Origin of the sequence: Amycolatopsis sp. NPDC047767, from assembly GCF_040704195.1 — a bacterium.
In the GTDB taxonomy this organism is placed as follows: domain Bacteria; phylum Actinomycetota; class Actinomycetes; order Mycobacteriales; family Pseudonocardiaceae; genus Amycolatopsis.
In genome coordinates, this window is sequence record NZ_JBEYSJ010000017.1 from 55,756 (window position 1) to 72,055 (window position 16,300).

Annotated in this window: 17 protein-coding genes and 1 pseudogene; 13 read left to right on the forward strand and 5 right to left on the reverse strand. The window is 69.6% G+C overall.

Going from position 1 to position 16,300, the window contains the following annotated elements:
• Nucleotides 1-419 precede the first annotated feature (419 nt).
• The 7 genes from mltG (at nucleotide 420) to AB0878_RS28065 (ending at nucleotide 7,003) form a co-directional block, all read left to right on the forward strand.
• A complete protein-coding gene (gene mltG / locus AB0878_RS28035; protein WP_366583224.1) occupies nucleotides 420-2,036 on the forward strand; it encodes an endolytic transglycosylase MltG in 1,617 nt (538 codons plus the stop codon).
• Entirely contained in the window at nucleotides 2,005-2,886 is an 882-nt protein-coding gene (locus tag AB0878_RS28040) for a shikimate dehydrogenase (RefSeq protein ID WP_366583225.1), read from the forward strand. Before mltG ends, AB0878_RS28040 begins: the two co-directional genes overlap by 32 nt.
• A gap of 63 nt (nucleotides 2,887-2,949) precedes the next feature.
• Entirely contained in the window at nucleotides 2,950-4,227 is a 1,278-nt protein-coding gene (locus tag AB0878_RS28045; protein WP_366583226.1) for a GrpB family protein, read from the forward strand.
• A complete protein-coding gene (locus AB0878_RS28050; RefSeq protein ID WP_366583227.1) occupies nucleotides 4,224-4,862 on the forward strand; it encodes an HAD-IA family hydrolase in 639 nt (212 codons plus the stop codon). The genes AB0878_RS28045 and AB0878_RS28050 overlap by 4 nt, the downstream gene beginning before the upstream one ends.
• A gap of 19 nt (nucleotides 4,863-4,881) precedes the next feature.
• Nucleotides 4,882-5,823 (forward strand): D-2-hydroxyacid dehydrogenase family protein, encoded by a 942-nt coding sequence (locus AB0878_RS28055; RefSeq protein WP_366583228.1) that lies wholly within the window; start codon nucleotides 4,882-4,884, stop codon nucleotides 5,821-5,823.
• Nucleotides 5,824-6,041: 218 nt separating this feature from the next.
• The gene (locus AB0878_RS28060) at nucleotides 6,042-6,338 is read left to right on the forward strand and encodes a hypothetical protein (protein ID WP_366583229.1); all 297 of its coding nucleotides are present in this window, start codon (nucleotides 6,042-6,044) and stop codon (nucleotides 6,336-6,338) included.
• Nucleotides 6,339-6,697: 359 nt separating this feature from the next.
• On the forward strand, nucleotides 6,698-7,003 hold the full coding sequence (locus AB0878_RS28065; RefSeq protein ID WP_366583230.1) for a hypothetical protein: 306 nt from the start codon (nucleotides 6,698-6,700) through the stop codon (nucleotides 7,001-7,003).
• 794 nt (nucleotides 7,004-7,797) lie between these two features.
• On the opposite strand, the gene AB0878_RS28070 is transcribed toward AB0878_RS28065, so the two are convergent.
• From AB0878_RS28070 to AB0878_RS28085, 4 genes are all read right to left on the reverse strand, one after another.
• The gene (locus tag AB0878_RS28070) at nucleotides 7,798-8,613 is read right to left on the reverse strand and encodes a serine hydrolase domain-containing protein (RefSeq protein WP_366583231.1); all 816 of its coding nucleotides are present in this window, start codon (nucleotides 8,611-8,613) and stop codon (nucleotides 7,798-7,800) included.
• A 187-nt stretch (nucleotides 8,614-8,800) separates the two neighbouring features.
• A complete protein-coding gene (locus AB0878_RS28075) occupies nucleotides 8,801-9,070 on the reverse strand; it encodes an HPr family phosphocarrier protein (protein ID WP_366583232.1) in 270 nt (89 codons plus the stop codon).
• A gap of 33 nt (nucleotides 9,071-9,103) precedes the next feature.
• Nucleotides 9,104-10,342, reverse strand: coding sequence for a PTS transporter subunit EIIC (locus AB0878_RS28080; RefSeq protein ID WP_366583233.1), 1,239 nt, complete (start codon nucleotides 10,340-10,342; stop codon nucleotides 9,104-9,106).
• Entirely contained in the window at nucleotides 10,339-11,148 is an 810-nt protein-coding gene (locus AB0878_RS28085; RefSeq protein ID WP_354882768.1) for a GntR family transcriptional regulator, read from the reverse strand. Before AB0878_RS28085 ends, AB0878_RS28080 begins: the two co-directional genes overlap by 4 nt.
• A 165-nt stretch (nucleotides 11,149-11,313) precedes the next feature.
• Between AB0878_RS28085 and AB0878_RS28090 the strand changes: the two genes are divergently transcribed.
• Both AB0878_RS28090 and AB0878_RS28095 read left to right on the forward strand, forming a co-directional pair.
• Nucleotides 11,314-11,625: a PTS glucose/sucrose transporter subunit IIB gene (locus AB0878_RS28090; RefSeq protein ID WP_364047580.1), complete on the forward strand. Its 312-nt coding sequence runs from the start codon at nucleotides 11,314-11,316 to the stop codon at nucleotides 11,623-11,625.
• Nucleotides 11,622-12,077 carry a PTS glucose transporter subunit IIA gene (locus AB0878_RS28095; RefSeq protein ID WP_366583234.1) on the forward strand — a complete coding sequence of 152 codons (456 nt, stop codon included), beginning with the start codon at nucleotides 11,622-11,624 and terminating at the stop codon, nucleotides 12,075-12,077. The genes AB0878_RS28090 and AB0878_RS28095 overlap by 4 nt, the downstream gene beginning before the upstream one ends.
• 89 nt (nucleotides 12,078-12,166) lie before the next feature.
• On the opposite strand, the gene AB0878_RS28100 is transcribed toward AB0878_RS28095, so the two are convergent.
• A complete protein-coding gene (locus AB0878_RS28100; RefSeq protein WP_366583235.1) occupies nucleotides 12,167-12,604 on the reverse strand; it encodes a Rieske (2Fe-2S) protein in 438 nt (145 codons plus the stop codon).
• Nucleotides 12,605-12,731: 127 nt separating this feature from the next.
• Here AB0878_RS28100 and AB0878_RS28105 point away from each other — a divergent pair, with 127 nt between their 5' ends.
• The 4 genes and pseudogenes from AB0878_RS28105 to AB0878_RS28120 form a co-directional block, all read left to right on the forward strand.
• Nucleotides 12,732-13,136 carry a hypothetical protein gene (locus AB0878_RS28105; RefSeq protein WP_364047981.1) on the forward strand — a complete coding sequence of 135 codons (405 nt, stop codon included), beginning with the start codon at nucleotides 12,732-12,734 and terminating at the stop codon, nucleotides 13,134-13,136.
• A 42-nt stretch (nucleotides 13,137-13,178) separates the two neighbouring features.
• Nucleotides 13,179-13,664, forward strand: coding sequence for a sigma-70 family RNA polymerase sigma factor (locus AB0878_RS28110; RefSeq protein WP_364047983.1), 486 nt, complete (start codon nucleotides 13,179-13,181; stop codon nucleotides 13,662-13,664).
• Nucleotides 13,661-13,816, forward strand: a pseudogene (locus AB0878_RS28115) (zf-HC2 domain-containing protein); the annotation flags it as partial. The gene AB0878_RS28110 and the pseudogene AB0878_RS28115, both read left to right, overlap by 4 nt.
• Before the next feature lie 1,772 nt (nucleotides 13,817-15,588).
• On the forward strand, nucleotides 15,589-16,300 hold a 712-nt coding region (locus AB0878_RS28120), incomplete at its 3' end, for an A24 family peptidase (RefSeq protein WP_366583236.1).

Genomic DNA, 16,300 nt, shown 5'->3' on the forward strand with positions numbered 1-16,300 from the left:
TGCCTCAGCCTCCCGGCGACCCGCGGGGAGCCGATCTCCAGCCGCCTTCGGGTCCGCGTGGTGCCGATCTCCCGCTGCCTCCCGGGGACCCGCGCGGTGCCGGCGAGATGCCGCCTCCTCCGCCGGGCCCGCCGCCCGCCGCGCCGCGCCGTCGTCGCCGCGCCGAGCCGGGCGAGGTGCCTCCGGCACCCCCGCGCCGCCGCCCGCGCGCGGACACCGGCGACCTGCCGCTGCCCGGCGACCCCGGCCCCTCACGTCCGGTCCGCCGCCCCGCCGGCCCGCCGGACGGCTCGATGTCGCCCGACCCGCGCTTTGCCGGTCCGGTTGATGGTTCGATGCCTCCGGACCCCCGTTTCGGTGGCCCCGCCGATGGTTCGATGCCTCCGGACCCGCGGTTCAACGGTCCCGTCGATGGTTCCATGCCGCCGGACCCCCGGTTCGCCGGTCCGCCCGACGGCTCCATGCCTCGCGACCCGCGTTTCAACGGTCCGGTCGACGGCTCGATGCCGCCGGATCCGCGTTTCAACGGCCCCGCTGACGGCTCGATGCCGTCGGACCCCCGGTTCGCCGGTCCGGTCGACGGCTCCATGCCGCCCGACCCGCGCTTCAGCGGTCCCGCCGACGGTTCGATGCCGCCAGACCCGCGGCTCGGCCGGCCGGGCCCGGCGCCGCGGCGCCGGCCGCAGCCGGTCGAGCACCCGACCGACGTGATCCCGACCGTGCCGGACTCGGCGCCGCAGGAGCGTGAGCAGCTCGACGACCTGTTCGGCGACGACGACTACGAAGACGAGTACCGCGAAGACGGCGAGTACGACCAGGCGTACGACGACGAGGAGTACGGCGAGTACGAAGACGCCGACTACGAAGACGAGGAATACACCGAAGAAGCCACACCCGCCAAGAAAAAGAAGAAGCGCAAGCGCAGCAAACGTGCGCTGGGCTGGGTCGCGGCGCTGCTGGTCCTCGTGGTCTTTGCCGGTGGTGCGTACTACGGCTACCAGAAGATCTTCGGCTACAACGACTACGACGGCACCGGCGAAGGCAGCGCGCTCATCCAGGTCGAGGACGGCGACACCACGTCGGCGATCGGCGGCAAGCTGGTGGACGCGGGCGTCGTCGCGAGCACCACGGCGTTCGTGAAGGCCGGCGCGCAGAACACCGCGCTGAGCCGGATCCAGCAGGGCTACTACCTGCTCAAGCAGCACATGTCCGGCGAGAGCGCGGTGTCGATGATCACCTCGCCGGCCGCCCACGTCGGCCGGCTGGAGATCCGCCCGTACATGCAGCTCGACGACGTGAAACAGCCCAACAACACCGTCGCGCCGGGCGTCTACTCGCTGATCTCCAAGGCCTCGTGCGCCGAGCTCGACGGCAAGAGCACCTGCGTCTCCACCGACGCGCTGCGCAAGACCGTCGCGGACGCCGACCTCAAGACGCTCGGCGTGCCCGACTGGGCGGTCGACCCCGCGCAGAAGGCCCTGAGCAAGGACAAGCGCATCGAAGGCCTGATCGCCCCGGGGCTCTACGACGTCAAACCGGGCTGGACCGCGGCGGAGCTGATCACGAACCTCGTGAAACAGTCCGCCTCGGCGATCCAGGCCGCCGGCCTCACCACGCAGAGCACCGGGCCCAAGCAGACGCCGTACGAGACGCTGATCATCGCGTCGCTCATCGAGCGCGAGGCGATCACCCCCGACTTCCCCAAGATCTCGCGGGTCATCTACAACCGGCTCGACCAGAAGATCAAACTTGGCTTCGACTCGACCGTGAACTACGTGGTCGACAAACCGACCCTGCTCACGAACAAGGCGGATCGAGAAGCACCGGGGCCGTACAACACGTACCTGAACTACGGCCTCCCGCCGACCCCGATCGGGGTGCCCAGCACCGCCGCCCTCAAGGCGGCGCTCAACCCGCCGGACGGCGACGAGCTGTACTTCGTGAAGTGCGAGAAGGACGGGCACTCCTGCTTCGCCTCGAATCTGGTCGACCACAACAAGAACCGTGACCTGGCGCAGTCCCGTGGCGTCTTCTGACGGGCCCCGCAAGGCCGCGGTGCTCGGCAAGCCGATCGAGCACTCGCTTTCGCCGGTGCTGCACCGCGCGGCGTTCGATGCGCTCGGGCTCACGGACTGGACGTACGAGCGCGTGGAGACCGGGGCCGACGAGCTGCCCAGGTTCGTCGACGGGCTCGGCCCCGAGTGGGTCGGCCTGTCGGTGACGATGCCGGGCAAACGCCGGGCGCTCGACCACGCGGCCGAGGTCACGCCGCGCGCGGCGGCCGTCGGTGCGGCGAACACGTTGGTGCGCGTCGAAGGCGGCTGGCTCGCCGACTGCACCGACGTCGACGGCGTCACGGGTGCGTTGCGGGCCGCCGGTGGGTACACCCCTTCGCCGGGTGACCGGGCCGTGGTGCTCGGCGCCGGCGGGACGGCGGCGGCCGCGGTGGTCGGGCTCGCCGCAATGGGCGTGGCGGCCGCGAGTCTCGTGGTGCGCGAGCCGGCGCGGGCGGGGGAGACGCTCGACGCGGCCAAGAGCGCGGGCCTCGAGGTAGACGTGCTCCGGTGGTCCGAAGTGGACTTCCCGGCCCTGGCGGCGCGCACGGCCGTGCTGGTGAACACCGTGCCGCCGGAGGCTGTGCTGGCTCACGTTCCCGCGCTCGCGGGCGTGCCCAGCGTGCTGGACGTGATCTACCACCCGTGGCCGACGCCGCTGGCCGAAGCCGTTGCCGCCCGGGGCGGCCGGTTGGCGACGGGCCTGGACATGTTGCTGCACCAGGCATTCGGCCAGGCGGAGCACTTCACGGGCCGGCCGGCGCCGCGGGAGGAAATGCGCTCCGCGCTGCGAGCGGCGACGGGGGACATCCTGCCGCTGCCGATTTCCTGAGGCAGGCCTCGCGCCGCGCTGTTATTCTGGCCGACTGCCCGTTTGCCGAGTCCAGGGGGACGCATGTCGGAAACCAGCCAGCAGCCGCGCAGCGACGAGGAGATCCGGGACTCCTGGGTCGACGAGCCGCCGCGCCTCGACACCACGGTGACGCTCGCCGAGTACGACTCGCAGTGGCCGGTGTTGTTCGAACGCGAAGCTGAGCGGATTCGCACAGCGCTGGGGGAGAAGGTGGTGCTCCTCGAGCACGTCGGGTCCACTTCGGTTCCCGGTCTCGCCGCCAAGCCGATCATCGACATCCTGCTGGAGGTCCCGGACTCCGACGACGAGGACGCCTACGTGCCGGCCCTCGAAGCCGCGGGCTACCGGCTCGTGATCCGGGAGCCGGACTGGGAGAAGCACCGGTGCTTCTCCGGGACAGACCCGAGGGTCAACCTCCACGTCCACTCGCCGGGTAACGGCCAGACCGAGCGGTATCTCCTCTTCCGTGATCGAATGCGAACACATCCTGAGGAACTCGCAACATATCTTGCGAAGAAGCGCGCACTGGCTGCGAAAACCTGGACATACATCCAGCACTACGCGGACGCCAAGAGCGAGGTCATCGACGAGATCGTCGGCCGTGCCCGCGCCGCGCGGCTCGAAGCCGCGCAGTACGACGCGTTCAGCCAGGCGTATGCCGAGCACGCGGCGAAGAGCGTCACGAACGCGCTCTACGACCGGCCGGCGATCGTGGAGCTGGCCGGTGAGGTGGCGGGCAAGCGCGTGCTCGACGTCGGGTGCGCGGCCGGTCACCTGAGCGCGTTGCTCGCCGGTCGCGGTGCGGAGGTGCTGGGCGTCGACGTGAGTGAAGGCCTGATCGCCCTGGCGCGCAAGGAGTTCGGTCACCTGGCGAAGTTCGAGGTCGCCGACGTCGCGAGGCCGCTGTCCCTTGAGGACGGTTCGATCGACGTCGTCACCGCGTCCCTGGTCCTCCACTACCTGGAAGATTTCGGACCGACGTTGTCCGAATTCCACCGCGTCTTGCGCCCGGGCGGACAGCTCGTGTTCTCCGTGCACCACCCGGGTGAGGACTGGCACTGGTTCGACCGCGAGAACTACTTCGAGACCGAGCTGCTCGACGACGAGTTCCTGCTCGGTTCTTACCGTCAGGCGGTGCAGTTCTACCGTCGGCCGCTGAGCCGGACGTTCGACGCGGTGCGCGACGCCGGGTTCACCGTCGACCGGCTGGTGGAGCCGATGCCCGTGGCCGAGGCCGACGAGGCCGACCCGCGGATCGCCAAGGGGCTGCGGACGAAGCCGCGGTTCCTGTACTTCCGTTGTGTGGCAGGAGAAGCATGATCGTGGCGTGCCGTGCGGTGCTGTTCGACGTCGACGGGGTGCTGGTGGACTCCACGGCGTCGGGCGAACGGTCGTGGACGCGGTGGGCGCACGAGCACGGGCTGGACCCGGCCGTTGTGCTCGACGGTGTGCACGGCCGCCGGTCCACGGAGACGGTGCGGATGCACCTGCCCGAGGACCAAGCCGAGGAAGGTCTGCGCCGGATCGACGAGCTGGAGATCGGCGACGCGGGCACCACCGTCGCCATCCCCGGCGCGGCCGAGCTGCTCGCGAGCCTGGCCGGCAACTGGGCCGTGGTCACGTCGGCGTCGCGGCCGTTGCTCGAAGCCCGGCTCGCCGCCGCGGGGCTGCCGCTCGCGCCTGTGGTCGTGACCGCCGCGGACGTGTCGCGGGGCAAACCGGACCCTGAGGGCTATCTGCTCGGGGCGCGGCGGGTCAGTGTGCCGATCGGGGAGTGCGCGATCTTCGAGGACAGCGACAACGGCCTGGCCGCTGCGGTGGCGGCCGGTCCCGCCGCCGTGGTGGGTGTGGGCCGTGGGGCGCTGGATTCGGCTGCCGCGCCCGTGGTCCAGGACCTGTCCGGGATTCGCTGGACCGGCGCCGGCTTGCGGGTGGACGCGGTTCTGCGCGCGTGAGCGGACTACGGTGGGGCGCATGAAGATCGCGATCCTCGACGACTACCAGAACGTCGCGCTCACCTATGCCGACTGGGACTCCCTCGGTGCCGACATCGAGGTCTTCACGGAGGCCTTCACCGGTCCCGATGACGTCGTCCGGAAGCTGGCGGGTTTCGACGTCGCGGTGGCGATGCGTGAGCGCACGCGGTTTCCGGCGGAGGTTTTGGACCGGTTGCCGGATTTGCGGCTGTTGGTGAGTACCGGGCGGCGTAACGCGGCGATCGATGTCGCGGCGGCGAAGCGCAACGGGGTTGTGGTTTCGGCGACGGGGTACCTCGGGCCGCCGACGTTGGAGCACACGTGGGCCTTGATCCTTGCTGCGGCCCGGAATCTGCCGGCCGACGTGCAGTCGATGCGGGACGGTGGATGGCAGGTCGGGGTCGGAACCGTGTTGAGCGGCAAGACGCTGGGGCTGCTCGGATTGGGGCGGCTCGGGAGTGCGTCAGCGCGGATCGGGCAGGCGTTCGGGATGGAGACGATCGCGTGGAGCCCGAACCTGACGGCGGAGAAGGCCGCGGAGCACGGGGTGACGGCCGTCGGCAAGGAAGAGCTGTTCGAGCGCAGTGATGTGTTGTCGGTGCACGTGGTGCTGTCCGACCGCAGCCGCGGCCTGGTCGGGGCGGCGGAGCTGGCCCGGATGAAGCCGACGGCGTTGCTGGTGAACACGTCTCGCGGGCCGATTGTGGATGAGGCCGCGTTGGTGGCCGCCTTGCGTTCACGGCAGATCGCCGCGGCGGCATTGGATGTGTACGACGTGGAACCGTTGCCGGCCGATCATCCGGTTCGTGGTCTCGACAATGTGATTCTGACGCCCCACGTCGGGTACGTGAGCCGGGAGACGTACGAGATTTTTTATCGGGATGCGGTGGAGGACATTGCGGCGTTTCGGGGTGGGGAGCCGATTCGCGTGATGGAGTGAGTGGTTTCCGCGGTTCTGTGTGGTTCTTTGCAGTTCTCGCGGGAGCGTGTTGCGTGGGGTGAGCACCCCGAAGCTGGACTGTAGGGACGCTTCGGATCGGGGTGTCGGGGAGGGGGCTGGGTGCTGGGTTCGGTGGGTGGGTCCGTCGCCTTGGGGGTGAGTGAAGCGCCCCAAGGCGGCGTTGGGTGCGTCTCATTTGCTGACATAGCCTCGATGGCATGAACGCCACACGCGATGTCAATGCAGGTCAGGTCGGTGACCGGCCGGTCGTGCTGGACTCGTACGGCCGGTTGTCGTGGGTACTCGAAGCTGGCGAGCTGGAGAAGGTCGAAACGCAGTGGGTCGACAACCGCAAGGTGATCGACCGGGTCGGCGCGACCCTCGCTGAGGAGTTCAAGGACGGTCTCTGCGCGTGGAAGCGCACAGCACCAATCCTGTGCGAGTTCGAGTCGCTGGAAAGGTTCGCGAACTCTCACTGGACGGGTTTTGAAGCCACGGCCACAGGCTGTCGCTGACCGGAGCGTGCGTCGGCCCGTAGACCGTGAGTAGACCGCAGGCGGCTCTGCGTACGTGCTCGGAGGGGCCGGAGCCCGGCGTGCAGGAGGCAGAATTCGTTGCCTTCTGGGCCGGCCAGGATGTGCGGGGCTGAGGACGAGGATGGGCTGCGGGCTGCCGAAGCAGCGGGTGACCAGGACCGCCAAGGATCCGGTGAAGCTGGCCGCCTCCTGCTACTCACCCGTTGAATCTGTCACAACTGAAACGAAATAGCCCACACGGACGAATTCCCGAGGTTGGCCCTGGTGGCAGGCAGGGGTCAACCCCTAGGGGTCACTTCAGGGTAAAGTCCCGGCTATTATCATGGTAGTGTCAAACGGTGAAATTTGAACCGAAGACTCACGAAGAGAAAGTTGCACTTCAGCAAGCACTTCTGCACGGTCAGAGATATGAACTTGAAGTCAAGGCCACGGTCATCGTCCTCAATCAAGACGAACTTATCCGCGACGCACTTCAGAGCATTGAAGATGCACAATTCTCGAATCCTGGAGACCGCGAACGCGTGATCAACGAGGTACAGGCCGACCCGGCGCAGGCGCTCGGAGTGCTGCTGCGGCCACAGCACGTACTGGAGACCAGAGGGGCAACCTGCCGGGAATCGTCATATACGATTCGCCTCCAATAAAAGTGTCACACGCCGGACGGGCGAAGAGTTCCCTTGCTCGAACACCCATTTTCGCAAGGTGTTCCAGCTTGGCTCGTCCCGATCGCAATCTACAGGCCAATCCCGAAATCTTCGCCATGACGAAACGCATCGCGGAATCAACGCATCGTGCCGGAGCTTGTCGTATCCAGCGCGGTCTCCAAACTCGATTCGCCTGCACTCCAAGTCTCCCATTGGGTCGCTTTCTCGGGTTGGATCGTTAGCAGGCGGGCAGCTGGTTCGATGTAAATCTGCACCTGGGCGAGCGGGCGGCCCCCCGGGGCTACTTGACCAGCCGGTCGGTAGAGGTGTCACATGATTTCGTGGCTGCCGATAGGCTGGCTGCATACGTCCGCGGAATCGACGGCGCGGTGTATGTGTGGGACACCGACCGGCACCGCTGAGGCTATCGGTCCTCGGTCGACGCGCGTCCACCGGGAGGTGATCACCTGTCTCGGTCCAGGCCGCTCGGTGTACGTGGTAGTGCGCTCCAGATGGGGATACCGCCTCGCGGCCCTTGAAGCAATCGAGCGGGACGGGTGACGGCACCCGAGCCGGATCCTCTCAATTCCCCCTGCACTGGGTTCCAGTGCAGGGGTGGGACGGGTTCGCGACAACCTGTCCCATCGACGTTTCTCCTGCTGGAAGGCCATCTGCACCTGCCCCGACGGGGGACAGTGAGTCACGTGCTCGACACCCACCCGTCCCACTAGTGCTGGGTAACACTCATGCAACCAAACAGGGCTTCGCCTCGGGTGCGTTGAGGCGCCGGGTGCTCAGCCCTTCAGTTCTGCCAGTACCGCGTCCGTGAACGGGGGCCAGGCGTCGGCGGCCCAGGGGCCGAAGGAGCGGTCCGAGAGGGCGACGCAGGCGTGGCCGGAGTCGGGGTCGACCCAGAGGAAGGTGCCGGACTGGCCGAAGTGGCCGAAGGTGCGTGGGGAGCTCGCGGAGCCGGTCCAGTGGGGGGACTTGTGGTCGCGCAGTTCGAAGCCGAGGCCCCAGTCATTGGGTTTCTGGTAGCCGAAGCCGGGGAGGACGCCGTTCAGTCCGGGGAAGGCGACGTCGGTGGCGGCGGCGAGGGTGGCGGGCGCGAGGAGTTTCGGGGACTGGAGTTCGGCGGCGAACACGAGCAAATCGTCCACAGTGGACGCGGCGCCGGAGGCGGGGGAGCCGTCCAGGACGGTGGCGGTCATGCCCAGCGGGTCGAGCAGGGCTTCGCGCTGGTAGTCGGCGAAGGGGATGCCCGAGTGTTCGGTGAGGGTCTCCGCCAGGACCTCGAAGCCGGCGTTGGAGTACAGGCGGCGGGTGCCGGGCGGGGCCATCTCCTTGTGCGCGTCGAACGCGAGGCCGGAGGTGTGGGCGAGCAGGTGGCGCACGGTCGAGCCCTCGGGGCCGGCGGGGGTGTCCAGCTCGACCACGCCCTCCTCGAGCGCGATGTGCGCCGTGTGCGCGGTGAGCAGCTTGGTCACCGACGCCAGGCGGAACACGCGGGCGGAATCGCCGTGGCGGTCGCGCACCTCGCCGCCGGCGGAAACCACTCCGGCCGCGGCGTTGTCCACCGGCCACTCGTCGATCAGGCGCAGGCTGTCCATACCCGCCAGCTTAACCGTGCTGCTTGGTGCCGATCCGACCGCCGTCGCGGCGGAAACCGTTCACTCGCGCGGTGACCGCCGGTCAGGGTGTCCGGATCGGCAAGCGGCCGGGAAACGTGCGAAGGGGCCACCCGGCACCGGAATTCCCGGTGCAGGGTGGCCCCTCCGACTGCCCCTGGAGCGGTACCTACTGAGCGTCGAGATCCGTGGCGACGAGCTCCGCCACCGCGTCGATCGCGGCGTCGGCGCCCTCGCCCTCGGCGCTGATCACGACCTCGTCGCCGAACGCGGCGGCGAGCGTCATCAGGTTGAGCACGCTGCCGGCGGCCACCGGGTCGCTGCCGGCCTTGGCGATGGTCACCGCGACGGGTTGCGCCGCGGCCGCCTTGGCGACCAGCGCGGCCGGCCTGGCGTGCAGGCCCACCTTGCTGGCCACGGTGACTCGTTTCTCCGGCATGATCGTCCTCTCTCGGTTTCCTTGTGGTCGAGCTTACTTAGCGGCCGTGCGGTCGAGGTCGGCCTCGATCGTGTCGTCCTCGCGGCCCGGGGTGCGCATGTTCCACTTCGTGATCACGAAGCGGAACACCACGTAGTAGATGACGGCGAAGACCAGGCCGATCGGGATCAGCAGCCACGCCTTGTGCGCGGTGTCCAGCGACGAGTTCAGGGCGAAGTCGATCGCGCCGCCCGAGAACGAGAAGCCGAGGTGGATGCCCAGCGCGTTGCAGACGGCCAGCGAGACACCGGTCATGATCGCGTGGAAGATGTACAGCGGCCACGCGACGAACATGAACGCGAACTCGATCGGCTCCGTGACACCCGTGATGAACGAGGTCAGCGCCGCCGAGATCATGATCGAGCCCACGATCTTCTTCTGGCCCGGCTTCGCGGTCTGCCAGATCGCCAGCGCCGCGGCGGGCAGGGCGAACATGAAGATCGGGAAGAAGCCGGTCATGAACGAGCCGGAACCCTGCACGTGGGTGAAGAAGTTGTTGAGGTCACCCCCGCCGAAGATGAACCACACCGGCACGTTGAGCAGCTGGTGCAGGCCGATCGGGATGAGCAGGCGGTTGAGCACGCCGTAGATGCCGCCACCGATCACCGGCGAGCCCACGACGGCCTGGCCGATGGCGTTGATGCCGTGGTCGACGTACTTGAAGACCAGGCCGAAGATCACGCCGAGGATGATCATCGAGAATGCGGTGATGATCGGCACGAACCGGCGGCCGCCGAAGAAGGCGAGCCAGCTCGGCAGCTTGATCCGGTAGTAGCGCTGCCACAGAAGGGCGGCGACGATACCGCTGATCACACCGGTCAGCACGCTGTAGGGCCAGTGGATCGGCGCCCCGTCCCAGCCGGGCTTGTAGCCCTCCTGGCTGCTGATCGGCGCGATGGCCTGGATGACCTTGTTGAACACGACCCAGCCGACGACCGCGGCCACGGCCGTCGAACCGTCGCCCTTGCGCGCGAAACCGACCGCGATACCGATGGCGAACAGCAGGGGCAGCCAGTCGAACAGGCCACCGCCCGCGGCGCCGATCACGGCCGCGACCTTGTCCCAGCCGAGGCCGGTCTTGCCGAACACGTCGTCCTGGCCCAGCCGGTTGAGAAGACCGGCAGCGGGCAAGACGGCGATGGGGAGCATCAGGCTGCGACCGAAGCGCTGCAGCCCCGCGAGCCCGCCGCCGCTCTTCTTGCCCTTCGCCCCCTCTGTGGTGGTGGCGCTCATCGTCGGGTACCTCCGTAGTGGGGTTGGTGGCCGGAATCCGGGGTGTTCCGGTCCAACTGCATGGTCACCTGGTAGTGATCTCCCCGGTACCAGGACGTCATGTCCTCCACCGGCTCTCCGCCTGCGCTGGAGACCCGGCGGAAGACGAGGAGCGGAGTGCCGGTGCGCATGCCGAGCAGGCGCGCCGTCTCGCGATCCGCGGACTCGGCCCACACCGTCTGGTACGCCTGGTCCGGCCGCAGGTCGTAGGCCTCGGCCAGCTGGGCGTACAGGGAACGGGTGAGGTCGAGGTCGAGCAGTCCGGGCGTGCGGCCCGCGTGGTACCAGCCGCGTTCCACGGCCAGCGGCACGCCGTCCGCTCGCCGCAGCCGCACCAGCCGGTGAGCCGCCACGCCCTCGGCGAGGCCGAGTGCGTGCGCCGAGGTCACCGGCGGGACCTCGAGCGACGTGGACACCACCTCCGTGGTGGGGGTGAGCCCGCGCCGGCGCATGTCGTCGGTGAAGGACATCAGGTAGAGCTGCAACTCCATGCGGCGCGCGGCGGTGAACGTGCCCTTGCCGCGCACCCGGGCCAGCAGGCCCTCTTCGACGAGCTTGCCGATCGCCGAGCGGACCGTGAGGCGCGAGACACCGTAGCGCTGGGCGAGCTCCCGCTCCGACGGGATCGGCGAACCGGGCGGGAGCTCGCGCTCCACGGACCGGCGCAGGATCTCGCGCAGCTGGGCGTGCTTGGGCGTGGGCCCGTTGATCACCCGGTCCACCCGGTCGACGCCGTCGGGCGGCGGGACGTGCGCGGCAGCGCTCATCGGTGTCACCCTCCTTCTGTCGTCGCACCGGGCGACCGGTGCTCGCGTCTTCGCCGGAAGATTGGTACGTTCCGGTCTAGACCAATAATTCCGATGGGGCAGGATGCTCCGCCTCGCGAGCGGGTGTCAACCACCGTTATGCGTTCGTGGCCTGCGGCGACGTGCATGCCGACGAACGGCGTAGTAGTGGTGGAGCGCACTGGCTCACGTGGGGAACCAACGGGAAACGAGGAGGCCGCGATGGCGGATGACAGGCCTGAAAAGATTCTCGCGGCGCTCGGCGGCGTGGACAACGTCGTCGAGATCGAAGGCTGCATCACGCGCCTTCGCTGCGAGCTGGAGGACACCAGCCTCGTCGACGAGGCGGCGCTCAAGGCCGCCGGCGCGATGGGCGTGGTGAAGATGGGCTCCGCGGTGCAGGTGATCGTCGGCCCCGAGGCGGACACGATCGCCAGTGACATCGAGGACCTGATGTGAGCCTCGAGATCCTGAGCCCCGTCGCGGGCGAGGTCGTCGCGATCACCGAGGTGCCCGACCCGGTGTTCGCCGAGGCGATGGTCGGCCCCGGCATCGCCGTGAAGCCGAGCGGCGGGCGCTCCGACGCCGTCGCGCCGGTCGACGGCACCGTCGTGACCCTGCACCCGCACGCCTTCGTGGTGGCGACCGAGGACGGGCGCGCCGTGCTCGTGCACCTCGGCATCGACACGGTGAAGGAGAAGGGCGAGGGCTTCACCCTCCACGTGGTCAAGGGCGAGTCGGTGCGCGCCGGCCAGCCGGTGATCGGCTGGGACCCCGAGGCCGTGGCGGCCGCCGGCTACTCGCCGATCGTGCCCGTGGTCGGGCTCGACGCCCAGGCCGACGTGCTCACGGGCCTCGAGCCCGGGCGCACGGTCGCGGCGGGCGACCCGCTGTTCGGCTGGAACGGCTGAGCTTTTCCGGGCTTTCGACGCCGAAGGGCCCCTTGTGGACGGTGATCGTCCACAAGGGGCCCTTCGCGTGCGTTGGGCGGTTTACGTCGTCAGGCGGTGACGACCTCTCCGTTGTCGACCTTCACGTTGATCTTCGGCAGCGGCTTCTCGGCCGGCCCGTTCTTCACCGCGCCCGTGAGCGAGTCGTACACCGAACCGTGGCAGGGGCAGTGGATCTCGGCGCCCTGCGGCGGGTTCACGGTGCAGCCCTGGTGGGTGCAGATGGCGCTGAAGCAGTTCACGGTTCCGGCGGTGGGCTGGGCCACGATCACGTCCTGGCCGTCGGGGGTCTTGGCGGACTTCGCCTGGCCGACGGGCACGTCGGCCAGCGCGATCACCTTCCCGCCGGGCTTGGGGGCGTCGCCGCCCGAGGAGCCCGAGTCCGAGCCGGCGCCACAGGCCGCGAGGGCGACGGTGCCCGCGGCGACGCCGGCGACGGTGGCCCCGGTGGTGAGGACGGAGCGGCGGGAAAACAGTTCGGCAGTCATGCCCCTACTAACGAGATGATCGTCCGTGTGGTTCACCCGTTCACCGCAAAGCGTTGCCCGGTGAACCGGATCGCCTGTGTTTCCGTGTAGTGGGGGAGAGGGATTCGGACGGGTGAAGGAGAACATCATGCTGGCCAACTGGATGCGAGGGTTGGGCGCGATCGGGCTGGTCGGGTCCGCCGCGGTCCACTTCTACCTGTACTTCGGCAGCGGCTACTCGGACATCGCCGTGGTCGGTCCGCTGTTCCTGGTGAACGGGATCGCCGGGATCGTGATCGCCGTCGCACTGCTGTTCTGGCACCACTGGGTGCCGCCGTTCTTCACGTTCGGCTTCGGCGGCGTGACGTTGCTCGCGTACCTGCTGTCGGTGACCGTGGGGCTGTACGGCGTGCACGACCAGTTCAACAGCCAGTTCGAGTACTGGGGCGTGATCACCGAGGCGCTGTGCGTGATCTGCGGCCTGGTGCTGCTGGTGCAGGAGGTGCGCGCCCGGCAGTCTTCCGGCGGGCACGCGGTGCCGGCCGGACGCTGACCGGGGCTCGCCGTGGGGAGGAGCGACGTCGAGGACCAGCTGATGCGCGCGCTGCACGAGGAACACGCGGCCGCGCTCTGGTCCTACGCCCTGCACCTGACGGGCGGCAACCGGAACCACGCGGAGGACGTGGTGCAGGAGACGCTGCTCCGGGCGTGGCGCCACACCGACGTGCTGGACCAGTCACAGGGCTCGGCCCGCGCGTGGCTGTTCACGGTCGCCCGCCGCATCGCCATCGACGGGTGGCGGTCGGCGACCTCGCGCTCGGAGGTCGTCACCGACGCTCCCCCCGAGCGAGCGGTGGCCGACGGCACCGAGCGCGCCGTGCAGGGCTGGCTGGTGGCCGAGGCGCTGGGCGAGCTCTCGGCCCGCCACCGCGAGGTGCTCGAACTGTGCTACTTCCAGGGGTACTCGGTGGCCGACGCCGCCCACCGCCTGGGCATCGCCGAGGGGACCGTGAAGTCCCGCACGCACTACGCACTACGGGCGCTTCGCCTGGCTTTGGAAGAGCGGGGGGTGACGCAATGACCGCCGACGAGTTCGCGACCTACGACGCCGCGTACGTCCTCGGAGCCCTGTCACCGGAAGACCGGCAGGCATTCGAACAGCACCTGCAGGAGTGCGACCGCTGCGCCGCCGCGGTCCGCGAACTGGCCGGGCTGCCGGGTTTGCTCGCCCAGACCAGGGGTGGTTCACCGGGGGGAGCCCTCGGGCCCGGCAACGGTGAGGGGGACGGTGCGGAGCCACCGCGGGATCCGGGGCCGGTGCCCGATCTGGTGATCGTGGCGGGTGCGGATCTGCCGGATTTGCCGGCGAGGGATGTGCCTGGGTTGGGGCCGGATGTGGCGGGCTCGCCGAAGCCAGGGCCGGACTTGCCGGCGGGTTCGCCGGTGCCGGATTCGTGGTCGGTGCCTGGGGCGGATTTGCCAGTGTCAGGCTCGCAGTCGCCAGATGCGGCGGGGTCGCGGTCGGTGCGTGGCTCGGATTTGCCGGTCGCGGATCCGGCAGGCTCGCGGTCGCTGCCTGACCGGTTGGCGATGCCAGCTGCGCCCGGGCCGGATGTGCCGGGTTTGCCGGTGCCGGGAACACGGCTGGGCGCGCCGCCGGGGCCGGAGCCCAAGCCGGGTTCCGATGTGCCGGCGAGGAATGTGCCGTGGCCGGATGTGCCAGGTTCGCAGAGGCCGGCCGCGGATGCGGCAGGCTCGCACTCGGTGCCGGACCTGTCGGCTGTGCCGCCGATGTCGGCGGGCTCGGACTCGGTTCCGGAACTCGGCCTGTCAGCGGCGCCGCCGATGCCGGGTTCTCAGGCGATGCCGGACTTGCTGCCGGTGCTGATGCGGAAGGTCCGCCGCCGTCGGCGGATCCGGAACGGGGTGACCGGGGGCGTGGCCGCGCTGGCCGTCGCGGCTGGGGTGGCTCTGGCGGTGTCGCTTTCGCTGCCGGACGTGTCGCCGCCGCCCGCTGCGCCCGCTGTCGCGGCGCCTGTGTCGCCGCCCGAGCTTGCCATGTCGGCCCTCGGCGAATACCCGATCCAGGCCGCGGCCCGCATCGACCCCCAGTCGTGGGGCACCGAGGTCGAAATGTCCTGCAGCTACCGCGGCGGCAAGGGCGGGGACTACTCCCTCGTCGCCCTCGGCCGCGACGGCACCGAGACCCAGCTCGCCACCTGGAAGGCCCTGCCGGAGAACACGGCCAAGGTCGTGGTGGGCACACCGATGAAGTCCCAGGAGATCGCCTCGCTGGAAATCCGGAGCGTGCGAACGGGGAAACCCTTGATGCGCCTGGTTTATCCATGACGCACTGACTCGCGAACCGGCTTCGGCCCGCCCCAATGTGGCGTTGGTTGCGTTCAACGCACCGAACGCCGCATTGGGTGCGTTGGGTGCAACGAACGCCACATTGGGGTGCTTGGCGCGGCCTCCGGGTGCCGCTAGCGGTCGGCTCGGGTTGTGGCGCGCGGCGGCCGGCCGGCCCGGGTCGTGGGCGCGTGCCCGCAGGGCCGGGCGGGCTCGGTCGTTGTGTGCCTCGGCTTGGTTCGGGTTCCGCCAAGCTGATGCGATGCGGTTTCGGGCGGCCCGTTCGCTCGCCGGTCGTGGCAGCGCGATGGCTCGCCGCGGCGTTCACGGGGCTGCGCGTTGCGCACGCGGCCGCCTGCCCGCTGTGGTGCCGAGCGGCCCGGGATGGTCGGCAGCAGTGGTGTTCTGGTTTGCCGCGCGGCCGGCCTGGGCTATGGGTGCTTGGCGCGGCCTCCGGGTGCCGCGAGCGGCTGGCTCGGGTTGTGCGCGCGTGCCGGAAGGCCGGCTCGGGTGGCCTGAGCCGGCGGCGGTTTGGGGGTGCTGCGCGGCCGGCTTGGGTTTCCCGGTCGGGTGAATCGGGGCGGTTTTCGGCGCGAGGGGTCCACTCGCGACATCCGCGGCTTGGCGGGGTGGGCGGGCGCTGTCAACGTGGGTGCATGTCCTGGGGATTGGTCGTGGCAGGTGGGGCGGTGGTGCCCCTCCTCGTGTGGTTGCTGAGGCGGGCGGGTGCGCCCGTGTCGGCGGTTGTGGCTGTTGTCGTGGTGGTGGCGGCGCTGCTTGTCGTCGGGTGGCGGTGGCGGGAGGGGCGCTGGGCGGAGTGGTGGTGGCCGGTGCCGTGGGTGCTCACGGTGGTCGGGGTGCCGTTGTGTCTGGCGGACGTCCGGTATCGGAGGTTGCCGGATGTGGTGACGTTGCCGGCGTATCCCGCGATGGCGATCGCCCTCGGAGTGGCGGCGGCGAATGGGGGTGGGGCGACGCTTCTCGCGGGCGCGGTGGAGGGCGTGCTTGTGTTCGGCGGTGTCCACCTCGTTGTCCACCGGCTCAAGCCCGCGCAGCTCGGGGCCGGAGACGTGAAGCTCGCCGGCGTGCTGGGGGCGGTGCTGGGTGCGCTGGGATGGGCGTCGGTGGCAGTCGCGGCAGTGGTAGCGGCTGGGGTGAGTGCGTTCGTGGCCGTGGGAGTGCAAGTGCCGGTCATCGCCAAGCGGGTGCGCCGCGCCGAACGAGCAGGCGGGCTTCGCCCACCGACCACCTCGCGGAAGACGGCACCAGGCGGCCTTGCGGCACCCGCCACCTCACGGAAAACCGCATCAGGCGGGCTTCCCCCACCGACCACCTCGCGGAAGACGGCATCAGGCGGGCTTGCGGCAT